Raw genomic sequence first — 13,056 nt, forward strand, 5'->3', positions numbered from 1 at the left:
TCTTTCACCAAGCCTAACATAACCCATGAAGTACGTCATCAGACCCTGTGAAGAAAAGGACCTCCCCGCATTAGTCCAACTTTGTGCGGACCATGCCGCCTATGAAAGGGCGGAATACGACCCGGAGGGAAAAGCGGAAGGACTTCGCGAGGCAATTTTTGGCCCGAACAAAAGATTGAACTGCTGGATCGTGGATATTGGGGGAAAAGCGGAGGGTTTTGCCTCGTTCACATTCGACTTTTCGACTTGGGATGCAGCGCCGTTCTTGTATATGGATTGCCTATATCTCAACGAGAATTGCCGCAGTATGGGCATAGGTGCGGATATCATGGAACGCATCCGCAAAGTTGCCCGGGAAAAAAACTGTGTCAATATCCAATGGCAAACACCAGAGTTCAATGCCCGCGCAATCAAATTCTATGTCGGGCTTGGCGGTGTCGGCAAGCAGAAAATGCGGTTTTTCTTGAAACCTTAAAGGCAAAAAAAAGCCCGACGGCTTTTTGAAAACTGTCGGGCCTTTTGATAAGCAGCCATGATTCGGCTGCTTTTTTTATTTGTATCAATCAAACAGGTCAAACTTCACACCGAAGTTCATCCTGATGTTGTAATATTCCTCCTGTGCCGTACGTGGCCTGATTCCTTGGTAGTAGCGCAAAGGTTGATTGGTCAAGTTGTTGGCCTCTGCGAAAAATCTCCAGTTTTTGGTAATCGCATAGGAGGCATTCACATCAAGGAATGTCTGACGGTCATAGTAGAAGTCGTCGAAAGTCGAGCTTCCGACTTCATCCAAATAACCACTGGCATGGTTGACGGAAACTCTCAATACGATTTTCTCTGTCTCAAAAGAAAGGGAAGCATTGAACATGTTTCGAGCCGTTCCTGGGAGCTTCAGGTTGTCGTTTTCACGCTCTTGAATACCAGTTGTCCTTGAATCGGTAAAGGTGTAATTCGCGAAAATCCCCAATCCTTTCCATATGCCTGGCAAGAAGTCAAATTGCCTTTGGATCGACGTTTCAAATCCGTAGACATTGGCGGTACCACCGTTTTCCGGACGGGTTGACTCCAGCAATTGCCCGAAATCGGGGTCGTTGATGTTCAATTGGGTTTTTTGGTAGATAAAATTATCCACGTCTTTGTAAAAACCGCCTGCCGAAAACACACCCACCGACTTATAATAATGCTCGTACATCAGGTCAAAGTTCATGGATGTGGTCGGCACCAAGTTTGGATTTCCGCGCTGCAAAGTCTGGTTGTCCGGGCTGAAAATGGCGTATGGCACCAAATCGAAGTAATTTGGACGGGCGATGGTGTTAGCCCAAGCCAAGCGGACAATCTGGTTTTCCCTCAAATCATATTTGAAATGCGCACCCGGCATGAAGTTGTTGTAGTTGTCGGTTACGGTCGCAGACTGCTGGAAGGTCCCATTATCCTCATCAAATTCATAGCCTCTGTATTCCAGGCTGGTATTTTCCAAACGCAATCCAAATATGGCAGAAAGCTTGGGATTGAATTGGTAGTCCGTCATCACATACCCCGCAGTGATTCTTTCCGAAGCCTCATAGTTACCCGTGATGTATTCACCCACGGCATCCTCATAATCAAAAAGGCTTTCGTCATACAGATTCAATCCTCCCAAGAACTCCTTGGTGACAAACCTTCCTGGTACGTATTGTGGGCCGTTGAGGAAGACCCGGTCGTTTTGTAAACTGGTTGGAAGCCCGCCAAGTCTGTTGCCATCGGTTCCTAGATCGACAATCGGGTCATACACATCATATGAGTCCGTGCGCTGCTTGTATTTGTCACGGAGCCTACCGCCAAATTTCAGCAATCCTTTGTTGCCAGCATATGGCAGGGCAAAATCCAATCGGGAATTGAAATCCTCTTCGTAGGTATTGTTGTTGGATTCATAGATTTCGTTCAATCCAAGTCCCAATCTACTGTCCTCATTGACCAGCGAGGTGAGGACTTTGAATGGGTCACGTATATCGAGAATTACGTCGGCATTTCCCCTGTGGGTAATATAACGTTCGTTAGGTCTGTCTTCTGAAGCCTTGGCGTAGGTTGCATTCCAAGTCATTTTCAACCTATTGAAAAGGTGGCTACCTGACAGCGTCGCGTTGACGACCCGTTGGTCTTCCAACCTTGTGTTTCTCACGCGGTCATTGTCGATACCGCCTTTCGTTTGGATGGCCGTCCTACCACGCATCTGAAATAGGTTTGGCTCGATTTGGGTAAAATTCCCGGTTCCAAAAGGGAGGTCGGTCCGGTCTACACGGAAACGATACCTATTTTCCCAGTCATCCCTCCAATTGTACATGGTGTTGAGGATGATGCTGTGGTTGCGGTTGAACTCATAATCCAATGCCAAGGAAGCACTTCGACGAACCCGCTGCACATCATATTTTCTGATGTCAAAAGAGTTGACAACAACCGGGTTGTTGGGATCATCTGTTTCTACCCATTGCGCCTCATAATTGTCCGAACCGAAGTTATGGTTGTTGTAGGAGCCCGAGAAAATGACGCCAAGCTTGTCATTGAATACCCTGTCGCCAATGATCAGTCCACCGGTCCAGATAGGTTTGCTGGATAGGAAATTGTAGCCGGATGCCGCAGTACCTGAAACCCGTAGTCCGTTGGGTGCCTTTCTCGTCACCAAGTTCACCGCACCGCCAATCGCGTCGGCATCCATATCAGGAAGTACACTCTTGTTGACTTCGATGGTCTGGATCATATCGGATGGAATCAGGTCCATTTGGATTCGCCTATTGTCACCTTCTGCAGAGGGGACCCTTTCCCCATTGATCATGACAGAATTCAATTCTGGCGCCATCCCGCGGATGATGATGTTCCGGGCTTCCCCTTGGTCATTTTGCATGGTGATTCCAGGTATCCTTTTGATCGCATCGCCGATATTGGCGTCTGGAAACCGTCCAATCTGATCAGCAGCAACAATGTTAGTGATGTTGGAATTGGTTTTTTGTTGGTTGAGCGCGCGTGCTTGGCCCTTTAGCCTGTCACCAAAAACGATTACCTCGACGCCGTCCAGCGTACCCGGATCAAGTTGGAACCTGAGGTCCAAGGTTTGTCCATCTGCCAATGTCACCTCGCGACTGGATGAATTGTAACCCAAATAGGTGACAATCACCTTGTAATTGCCAGCGGGAACATCCAGGATCACAAAGTCCCCCAACTGGTTGGTGACGGAGCCTTTGACCGTACCTTCCAGAATCACGTTAGCGCCGGGAAGGGATAGGTTTTGGTCGTCGATGACCTTGCCACGGATGACACCTTGGGCCATCACAGATGCCATGCTCATCCAACCGACCAGGATTGTGAGAAAGAGTACTTGTTTTTTCATATAGGTTAAGTTTAGTCTGTTCTATTCTTTGGATTTCAATTTGTCACCGGCAAGGTCCTCCCAGCGGTAGAATTGGAAGGTTTTATCATCTGACATGGCGACAAAAAGCCCTTTTGGGTAGTGAGGAGGCAATGTCGTGCTCGTCACCTCCGAGCCGTCACTGGAAATCGTGCTCGTGGCTATCGTGGTGATGAGTTTGTGGCTGTGGGGATCTCCAGATTCGCCTTCCCTTGGAAAAACATGAAAAAGATTGGCTTCCTGATTGGAGACAAGGATGTAGCCTTCCTTGTCGTTGAGTTTGTAGATCGAAATGCCTTCGTGGTCCAGTGTGAATCCTTCGGTCGCAAATAGTGCCAACTCATCGTTGCCTTTGGCAGGGTCCGCATGGTATTTTCGGACGCCTACGCCTTCGTCACTGTAGTAGACATAGCCAAGTTCGTTGTCGACCGCGATGGCTTCGATTTCCTTTTGTCCACTGTACTTGCCAAACTTCCGGACCAAGGCCAAGTCCAAGGTGCTGTCACTGGCGATGATTTCATATTGCCACAGATAGGTCCCGTCCGTCGGGCCGTTTTTCCTGCCAGCAAATACGTAGTGCTTGTCATTGGTCTGGTCGTGGTAAACCGCCACACCCATCAGATCGCGATACATATCGCCGGTCTCCCCGACATAGACCTCAACACCTCCAGGGTGGATTTCCTTCATGTCAGGCAATGAGTAAAATCGCAGTTTCGAAGTAAACCGCTCTCCTGTGACCGCAAAATCCATTCTTCTCTCGCCCATTTTGAGACCGTAAGCCACATCCACGTTGTTGGGACGCTGGAGATTGCGCACGACAAGGGAATCGATCGTTTTCCCCTCCAGGTCAAAGACATACAGTGCGCCGTCTTGGTCCTTGTCGGTGCCTATCACCAAACTTTGGGAAGGATTGTCTGGGTTGATCCAAATTGCCGGATCATCGGTATCATGGATGACTTGACCGGAAACAAAGAGTGGTTTGATGGGAGCGGAAAGTTCCTTTGCTCCCGGGCTACAGCCAAGGCTTAACAAGGCCAAGGCGCCAAATCCAAGTAAATGAAGCTTCATAGGTGGTTTTCAATTCGCCAAAAGTAGAGGCCGAAAAACCGATCACCTAAAAACGACTGTTATCAAAAAATGAATTGTAACACCTCGCGTTTACAAAAAGTTAACTGAAGGCCTGCTTCCAAACTAATCGCCTCATCACACAGTTAACCATTGATAATCAATACTTTAAAACAAAAAATAGCAAAATCATTCTGTCGTAATTGAAGAAACAAATCCGATTCGTTCATTTAGGATTAATAATCAGTGACATTCCTTTAAGTCAATATTTCGGATTTCCACCGATGGGAAACCTTTTCTTCATCAACAAAAAAACCATCCGTTTTGGGGATGGTTTCTTGAAGGGTAACAAGTTCATGATGGTTTAGAGCTTTTGGGCCTCCTTCACATTTTCCTTGGCAAGTTCAAAATCCGGAACCAATTCCAAAGCTTGGTTGAATGCCTGCAGCGCCTCTGTTTTGTTCTTTTGGTACATGTAAACCATTCCCTTTAGATTGAGCGCCGCGGCCTTGATGCTGACTTCTTGGTTTGTATTGTCAGCCTTTGGGAAGCCTACTTTTTCATCGGAAGATTTTGGATTTTTCACGATCATGGTGATGGAATTGAGGGCTTCTTCCTGCCTATTGAGCGAATATTGCATGTACGCAGTTTTGTAAAGACTGAACAAATTCCCAGTCAAGAGGTAATGACGCTCAAACTGCGGCAAAGCACGATCAAAAGCCCCCAACTGTTCCAATGAATAAGCTGCCACTTCGATACCAACGAGGCTTTGGTCATTTTTCTCCAGCAGATCCAAGGCGGAAACGGCAGCGGAAGTGTACTGCCCAGCCTCAAAATACAGGGAAACCAAAGTCTCCAAATAGCTAAGGTTAGTAGGATTGCGCTCCATCAGTTCATGCAGCTTCATCCTTGCCACAGCAAGGTCGTTGTACCGCATGGCCATTTGGTACACTTTGCGGTCCGCATCGTTTGCCTTCCTGTTGGCTTCTGTATCCACATTCTGTTCTTGTGCAATCAGGGAAGTCGCTGTTAGGCCGATAAAGGCCAGGGTAAGTATGAATCTTTGCATGGGGTTAATTTTTCGCTTGAATGCCTTTGTGGGCGGCTAATTTATATAATAAGTCCAAAGCTTCCTCCTTGTTGTTCTGAATTTGTCCGTCGAGAATCGCTTCTTTGATCTGTTCTTTGAGGTCTCCTACGGCTTTGGACGGGGGAAGGCCGAAAATCTCCATGATTTCTTCACCAGATACCGGAGGTTGAAAATTGCGGACATGGTCTTTCTCCTCCACCTCCAGCATCTTGGCTTCCACCTTGTCAAAATTGGCCAAAAACTTCTGCACCTTGTTGTTGTTTTTGGAGGTAATATCCGCCCGGCAAAGTTTCATCAGGTCCTCCACTTCATCCCCTGCATCGAAAAGCAATCTCCGAACAGCCGAATCCGTGACCTTGTCCGAAACGAGCGCAATAGGCCGCAAATGCAGGCGAACGAGGTTTTGGACATATTTCATCCGCTCATCCATCGGCAACTTCAATCTGCGGAAAATCCCCGGAACCATCCGCGCGCCACGGTCTTCATGCCCGTGGAAAGTCCATCCGACTTTCGGGTTAAAACGCTTGGTGGCGGGCTTCGCAATATCGTGCAGTATCGCTGCCCAACGCAGCCAAAGGTTGTCCGACATCTGGCAAACATTGTCCAACACCTGCAGCGTATGGTAGAAATTGTCCTTGTGGGACTTATCGCCGACAGAATCCACTCCTTGGAGCTCAACCATTTCAGGAAAAATCTCCTGCAACAATTTACTTACAAATAGAAGCTTGAAGCCATACGAAGGCTTCGGCGTCATGATGATCTTGTTCAACTCGTCGATCACCCGCTCGGCGGACACGATCTGAATACGGTGGGCATCATGCACGATGGCCATGAAGGTCTCCGGCTCAATGTCGAAATGAAGCTGCGCCGCAAAGCGGATCGCCCGCATCATCCGCAGAGGATCGTCCGAAAAGGTGATAATCGGATCCGTGGGCGTGCGGATGATCTTCCGCTTCATATCACCCAATCCATCGAAGGGATCAATCAATTCTCCATAGCGCGCCGCATTCACACAAATAGCGAGTGCGTTGATCGTGAAATCACGGCGCTCTTGGTCTTCCTGCAGCGTGCCGTCTTCTACAATCGGCTTGCGCGAGTCATGCCGGTAGGATTCCCTCCTTGCACCCACAAACTCCACGTCCCAATCATCCAGTCGGATATTGGCCGTACCGAAGTTCTTGAAAACATTCAGGGGAACATGCTTGTCAAAACTCGCTGCTACCGCATGGGCCAACTGTATGCCCGAACCTACACAGACGAAGTCAATGTCCTTGCTGGGACGGTTCAGGATAAGATCACGGACATAGCCGCCCACGACATAGGTTTCCATGCCCAATTGGTCGGCGATTCTACCGACGCGTGCGAATATTTCCTGTTGATCGAGTTGCTCCTTGAAATTCATGCTTTGAGAATTTTTACCAAGCCCTCTCCATCAAGAAACATCTCCTTTGTGCCGGCACTCAGCAGGGGGAAGTATTCCTTGGTCTCAAACATGGCCTTTTTTCCCTTGGGAAACTGAAGGATAAGGGCTTGGGAATAGGCAAACAACAGTTTGTTCCAAAAGTCCTTTTTGATCAGGGCAAAGCGTACCAATCCATCCTGAACGGGACCTGCGGGTAGCATTTTGCTGGCCGGAGAATGGTAAATCGTTGGCTTCGTGGCAAACTCCACGATGTCGAGGGAAATCTCTGAAAACGGCTCGGCGATCGTCCTTATTTGGAAAATCTCAAACAAAAGAAAAACCCCATCCTTGGCGTCTTGCTCCTTGTTCCAAGCATTGGGCGCGATAAGTTCCAATATTTGCCCGCTACCCTCCAAAATACAAACCCGTCCGCTTTTCTTGATTTCGGCTACGATTTCCTTGATTTCCATTCCCTGCGAATTTGTCCCAAAAATAAGTCGGATTATTGGAAGCAGCCTACTAAAAATGTGTTTTGGGGAAAAATGGAAAAAAAACAGGCGGCATCATCAGACATTTTTCACAATTCCCGAATTAAACAGCCGGTTATTCCTGAGCTCGGTTGATTATCCATAATAGACCCGCATTTACCAAGGTAAGGACTGCAAAGCCCTTCTCGAAATTCGTTGCTGCTACCAAATTGCCCATTGTATTGAGGACAAAAAGTGCGAAGAAAATCCATAGGATGGTGCTGATGGCCTTTTGGCTAAATGCCCGCCGGATGAAATCTCCTTTTTGCAGCAGGACATAAATATAGAACCCATTGATCAAGATGGAGACCGATTCGAAGACGTACATCTCCGCATCGGATTTCAGTCTACCACCCCAAGTGATGTCATATGGGATGATCCGGACCAAAATCAGGAGATGGAAAAAAATAGCAGCCGCGGTAATGCCAACGAGTATTTTGATGGCGGTGGATGGTGAAAGTCTCATCATTTTAATGCTATATGAGTGCCAATACGTTGTTTTGGGCCTTCTACGGCCGTGGTACCAAAAAACATTCGATCGGAAAGCGACAAAGTTAAGCTTAGGCTCTTACTTTGCCAGCAGACTTTTAAGGTATTCATCGGGTCCCAAGACCGGAATTTCCGAGTTTTTGAAATCCCCTCCGTTTCTTGTAATGATAAGGTTGCATTGCTGACTAAGGGCACAATAATACTGCAGCGCATCCTCAAAATCCTTGAACCTTGACAAAAACGCTTTGTCGATAATTTGATCTGTCAGGTCAGCCGTTTGTGCCAAAACCTTGAACTTCTGGACTTTTTCCCTTGCAACTTCTTTGCCCTCAAACTTTGAAAGAACATAGTATACCGTGGAATATGTCAACGCGGAAACGACGATGTCTATTTCCCCTTGATCAGACAGGGTGGCAATTATTGCGGCCGGTAGATAAAAAGGATCCCGTTCGCCAAGCAGGTCCAGCACAATATTCGTATCAAGGAATAACCTGTCTTTCATTTATACTTTTCGGCCAAAAAATCACTGTAAACCTCCTTCGGGTCCAAATCCAAGGGCACCTTGACTCCTGTTTTCAAGCTTTTCACATAGGGAGAAATCTCTGGATCAGATTCAGGGTTTTCTTTTGTGACAAGGGATTTGAGATAGGATTCGACCAAGCTCGACAAACTTCTTCTCTGGGCCGAGGCATATTCCTTCGCCTTTTCGATAACCTCCTTTTCGAGTTTTAAAGTGAGTTTGGTATCCATCCTGTGTTTGTATATACGTACAAATATAAAATTTTTATCCGTACAATTTTCCTTTTTTTTGGAAAACGGATTATCAAAAGAGCGAGACACCACAGGATGTTTAAACTGCCTTTTCAAAAAACCTAAAGGGCAATTCGCTTAAATGTCACTCATGAAGGACCACAATCCAAGAATCGATAACTTCAGGCATTACGCAACTCCGCCTTGAACACCACAACTTTTGCAGCATGCTCCTTTTTCAGTTCCTCGTTCACGATGTCGGCCTCCGGGAAGTTTTGATGGAAGGAGGGCAAAGAAAACGTCTCAATGATATTTGCTCCACATTTTGGAAAGAAGGCCTCGGCAAGGTTCATGACATTGCCCCCTCCAAATCCGCCCGGCGAGGTACTCATCAACAGCATGGGTTTGTTGGCGAAAATGTTCATATCAATCCGGCTGCACCAGTCAAAGATATTTTTGAAAGCAACGGTATACGCCCGATTGTGCTCGGCGAGGGAGCAGATGATGGCATCGGATTGGGCCAACTGCGTACGAAATTCATAAGCCTTTTCTGGAATTCCGGTATTTTTTTCACGATCCATCGAATAGATCGGCATTTCGAAATCGTTGAGATCCAGAAGCTTGATTTCAAATTCCGGAAAGGCCTTCAAGGTGTATTCAACCAATTTTTTGTTGATGGACCTGCTGCTGTTGCTACCTGCAAAGGCGGTGATTTTCATCTTGATTAATTTAAAAATGGAAAAATTGATTTTCTCTGGCTGGACCGAAATTTATCCAGAGTAAACCGATCTGCAATATGTATCGATTGAAAAAACCTGGCAAAAGGGCCAATCACCTCGCCCTCATCCTGTTTCCTTTGGCTTCATGGGTGACTTCAGCCAATCCGAGGGCTTCCATCAGTGGCGGAATGTACATACCGAATCTCCCCCTCAGGCCTTTTTTGAGTCCGTACCAGCCGCCCACGGGATTGGATGCGGCGCGACCCCAAGCCTCGACCGTGCCTTCCTTGGCGGGCTTTTGCTCATCCGCACTACCCAACTCCATCCAATCCCCGTGCTGTTTGAGCATGGCGTGCAGGTCGTCGATGCAGGCGATATTGTAATGGAGGACAGTTTTTCCTACCGTGCAGACCAACACCGGCTTGCCATCCTTTTCCTCCACATGCATGGTGTACTCACTGGTCAGCGGTGGCGTCTTGAGTACCATGGGGTTTTGTTTTGTACCGATTGAATAGGGCATCGTGATATATTTAGAGTGTAAAAATTGCTGAAAATCGGTTTGGGTTTATTGGGATTTTCTTTTTTCAAGTACCCATACATCATTGTCGTACCTGAAGTCAGGGTGATTGGGTGTGCCCCCATATTTCCCGCCGGTCATGTAGATTTTACCCTTGTGCACCGTGGCAGCGATTCCCCCACGCGGTGCCCATGGTGCCTGCTGTGTTTGCCAGTGCTTTCCATCCGCACTGATTAATACCTGACTCGAAAACTGCCCATTCCTGTTGCAGCCTAAAAGCCAAATTTTCCCATCCAGGACCATCGCCGCATACCCGAAAATTTCCTCTCCCGGGACGATTTCCTCAGTCACAAGTTCCCAATTCAGACCATCATGGGATATCCAGACGTCGTTATCCAACAGGTATAGCTTGCCATCCAACTGAACCACCTGGCTGCCGCTGCGCTCACCTAAAGGAAGATTGTCTTTTTGTTTCACCCAATGGATACCATCCTCAGAGTTCCATATATCTGCGTATTTACGCCGGGAATCCTCCCCGCCGATGATCCAGATTTTGTTTTGAAATACAAAGGGATGGTAAAAAAACCGCTGCGGCAGGTTGCTATCGCTTGCCAAAGTTGACCAAGTTTTGAAATCTGTGGTTTTGTAAATCTCAGGCCTAAATTGGAACCGCTCCACATTTCCCTCAAAATACCCCAATCCGTAAATCGAGCCCTTGAATTGGACATAATCCAAAAAGGCCAAGTTCTTGATCGCATTGGTCAAAGGGGCTTTTTCCCATAAAGTCCCATCTTTGGACCACCAAGTTCCATCAGGGTGAAACACCCACAATTCGTCCCCGACACTGAACATCTGAAAATTATAGTTCTTTCTCCAGGCAGCGCTATCCAGCAATTTACTCCAGACGTACAGTGAGGCGGTATCTACGTCAGTCCCTTGCCGTAACGGTTCAGCAATGGTGGATTGCTTCGTACAGCCGGAAAAAGCCTGAACTGACAAAATCAGCACCGCAAGCAAAGCGAATCGCAGTACCGTACCCTGATTCTGTGCCATAAATTGGTTTATTGGATTACAAAGTCAGACAAGGATTAAAATTGGAAGCCAAAATCCGATAGGACCTAAGCCCCAAGAAACTAGAAAAGCATGATTTCCGAACCAAATATCCAATGATCCTCGATCAGGTGAAATGTTGGCCTTGTAACAAATATAACCCTACCCATAACAAACTCAATTTTTTTCCCAGCCAAAAATAATCAGCTTAAAATCAGGTTTTTATACAATTGGGAAAGCTCAGGGATTGAGGCAGCGTTTAAGCGTATTGTCAGCCAGCAGATTTTTCAACTTTCTGCCTTGCAGACCTGATTGGCGCTTTACCACCAAACATCGCCCAATTTTCCAATTTTTCAATCTTCCAATCCCTCATCTCAATCCTTTCGAAAATTTCCCCTACCTTTGAATCCCATAAGAAACCAAACGCAACAACATCCCACCCTTCTTATGGGCCAATCCACCAAATATATCTTTATCACTGGAGGCGTGACTTCCTCCTTGGGAAAAGGCATCATCGCCGCCTCCTTGGCCAAACTGCTCCAAGCCAGAGGTTTTAGCGTCACCATCCAGAAATTTGACCCGTACCTCAACATCGACCCGGGGACGCTCAACCCCTACGAACACGGGGAATGCTATGTCACCGAGGACGGTGCGGAGACGGATTTGGACCTCGGTCACTACGAGCGCTTCCTCAATACTCCGACTTCCCAGGCCAATAACGTCACCACGGGCAGGATCTATTTCAACGTCATTACCAAGGAGCGCAAGGGCGAATTCCTTGGCAAAACCGTCCAAGTCATCCCGCACATCACGGATGAGATAAAGCGGAACTTTTTCAAGTTGGGCGAGGATGGCAAATACGATGTCATCATCACGGAAATCGGTGGCTGCGTGGGGGATATCGAATCGCTTCCCTTTATCGAAGCGGTACGCCAAGCCAAGTGGGAAATCGGCGCCAGCAATTTCCTCGTTATCCACCTGACCCTGATTCCTTATCTCGCGGCGGCCAAGGAACTCAAAACCAAGCCGACCCAGCACTCTGTCAAGCAACTCCTCGAAGCGGGTATCCAGCCGGACATTCTTGTCTGCCGGACCGAACATCCACTTCCGATCGAGGTCAAAAAGAAACTCTCCCTCTTCTGCAACGTCGAGCTCAACAGCGTCATCGAGGCCATGGACGCGGAGACCATCTACGACGTCCCACTCCTGATGAAAAAGGAAAAACTCGACGAGCGCGTCATGAGCAAGCTCAAAATGGGCACCCGCAACAATGCCGATCTCGAGCAATGGAAAGATTTCCTTGGCAAACTCAAAAATCCGACCCAAGAAGTGACGATCGGCCTCGTTGGCAAATACGTCTCCCTTCCCGACGCCTACAAGTCAATTATCGAGGCGTTTACGCATGCTGCGGCGGCTTGTGAAAGCAAGGTCCACCTCAAGCTAATCTCGTCCGAAGATCTTCAACCCGAAACTGTGACGCGAAGATTGGAAGGCCTCGACGGCATCGTGGTAGCGCCAGGATTCGGCGAAAGAGGACTTGAAGGAAAAATAGAAACCGTTAAATTTGCGCGCGAAAATGGGGTACCGTTCTTTGGGATTTGCCTAGGAATGCAGGTTGCCGTAATCGAATTTGCGCGCAATGTGTTGGGTCTGAAAAATGCCAGCAGCACCGAAATGGCTCCAAATACGCCCCATCCAGTGATTGCCTTGATGGAAGAACAAAAAAATGTCCAACTCATGGGCGGAACGATGCGTTTGGGTTCGTATCCTTGCGAACTCAAAAAAGGCAGCAAGGCGGCGCAGGCCTATGGGAAAAACAAAATCCACGAACGGCACCGCCACAGGTACGAGTTCAACAATGAATACCTGGAGCAAATCGAATCGCATGGCCTGATTCCTTCCGGCATCAACCCAGATTCAAAATTGGTGGAAATCGTCGAGCTCAAAAACCACCCATGGTTTTTGGGAACACAATTCCACCCAGAATACAAGAGTACCGTGCTGAATCCACATCCGTTGTTTGTGAAGTTTATCAGCGCAACCATTGCCAACAAGAAAATCAAATAATTGC

Annotated in this window: 13 protein-coding genes; 2 read left to right on the forward strand and 11 right to left on the reverse strand. The window is 47.6% G+C overall.

Annotated features, from left to right (window positions below):
- Window positions 1-25: 25 nt before the first annotated feature.
- Window positions 26-475 carry a GNAT family N-acetyltransferase gene (locus L0U89_RS03040; protein ID WP_234860173.1) on the forward strand — a complete coding sequence of 150 codons (450 nt, stop codon included), beginning with the start codon at window positions 26-28 and terminating at the stop codon, window positions 473-475.
- Between the two features lie 84 nt (window positions 476-559).
- Here the strand turns inward: L0U89_RS03040 and L0U89_RS03045 are convergent, their stop codons facing one another.
- From L0U89_RS03045 to L0U89_RS03095, 11 genes are all read right to left on the reverse strand, one after another.
- On the reverse strand, window positions 560-3,358 hold the full coding sequence (locus L0U89_RS03045) for a TonB-dependent receptor (RefSeq protein WP_234860174.1): 2,799 nt from the start codon (window positions 3,356-3,358) through the stop codon (window positions 560-562).
- A gap of 21 nt (window positions 3,359-3,379) precedes the next feature.
- Complete coding sequence (locus L0U89_RS03050) at window positions 3,380-4,444, reverse strand: phytase (protein ID WP_234860175.1); 1,065 nt, start codon at window positions 4,442-4,444, stop codon at window positions 3,380-3,382.
- Between the two features lie 361 nt (window positions 4,445-4,805).
- On the reverse strand, window positions 4,806-5,510 hold the full coding sequence (locus L0U89_RS03055; protein ID WP_234860176.1) for a tetratricopeptide repeat protein: 705 nt from the start codon (window positions 5,508-5,510) through the stop codon (window positions 4,806-4,808).
- A gap of 4 nt (window positions 5,511-5,514) precedes the next feature.
- The gene (locus tag L0U89_RS03060; RefSeq protein WP_234860177.1) at window positions 5,515-6,933 is read right to left on the reverse strand and encodes a CCA tRNA nucleotidyltransferase; all 1,419 of its coding nucleotides are present in this window, start codon (window positions 6,931-6,933) and stop codon (window positions 5,515-5,517) included.
- Window positions 6,930-7,403, reverse strand: coding sequence for a hypothetical protein (locus L0U89_RS03065; protein WP_234860178.1), 474 nt, complete (start codon window positions 7,401-7,403; stop codon window positions 6,930-6,932). Before L0U89_RS03065 ends, L0U89_RS03060 begins: the two co-directional genes overlap by 4 nt.
- Window positions 7,404-7,536: 133 nt before the next feature.
- A complete protein-coding gene (locus tag L0U89_RS03070) occupies window positions 7,537-7,929 on the reverse strand; it encodes a hypothetical protein (RefSeq protein ID WP_234860179.1) in 393 nt (130 codons plus the stop codon).
- Window positions 7,930-8,028: 99 nt separating this feature from the next.
- Complete coding sequence (locus L0U89_RS03075; RefSeq protein ID WP_234860180.1) at window positions 8,029-8,451, reverse strand: type II toxin-antitoxin system VapC family toxin; 423 nt, start codon at window positions 8,449-8,451, stop codon at window positions 8,029-8,031.
- On the reverse strand, window positions 8,448-8,699 hold the full coding sequence (locus L0U89_RS03080; protein ID WP_234860181.1) for a DUF6364 family protein: 252 nt from the start codon (window positions 8,697-8,699) through the stop codon (window positions 8,448-8,450). Before L0U89_RS03080 ends, L0U89_RS03075 begins: the two co-directional genes overlap by 4 nt.
- A 182-nt stretch (window positions 8,700-8,881) precedes the next feature.
- Window positions 8,882-9,418, reverse strand: coding sequence for an NADPH-dependent FMN reductase (locus L0U89_RS03085; RefSeq protein WP_234860182.1), 537 nt, complete (start codon window positions 9,416-9,418; stop codon window positions 8,882-8,884).
- Window positions 9,419-9,530: 112 nt separating this feature from the next.
- Window positions 9,531-9,938: a DUF6855 family protein gene (locus L0U89_RS03090; protein WP_008623359.1), complete on the reverse strand. Its 408-nt coding sequence runs from the start codon at window positions 9,936-9,938 to the stop codon at window positions 9,531-9,533.
- A gap of 45 nt (window positions 9,939-9,983) precedes the next feature.
- Window positions 9,984-10,988 (reverse strand): DUF6242 domain-containing protein, encoded by a 1,005-nt coding sequence (locus tag L0U89_RS03095; protein WP_234860183.1) that lies wholly within the window; start codon window positions 10,986-10,988, stop codon window positions 9,984-9,986.
- A gap of 444 nt (window positions 10,989-11,432) precedes the next feature.
- On the opposite strand from L0U89_RS03095, the gene pyrG reads away from it, so the two are divergent.
- Window positions 11,433-13,052, forward strand: coding sequence for a CTP synthase (pyrG, locus tag L0U89_RS03100; RefSeq protein ID WP_234860184.1), 1,620 nt, complete (start codon window positions 11,433-11,435; stop codon window positions 13,050-13,052).
- Window positions 13,053-13,056: the final 4 nt, after the last annotated feature.

It is taken from the genome of Mariniradius sediminis (assembly GCF_021491425.1).
In the GTDB taxonomy this organism is placed as follows: domain Bacteria; phylum Bacteroidota; class Bacteroidia; order Cytophagales; family Cyclobacteriaceae; genus Mariniradius; species Mariniradius saccharolyticus.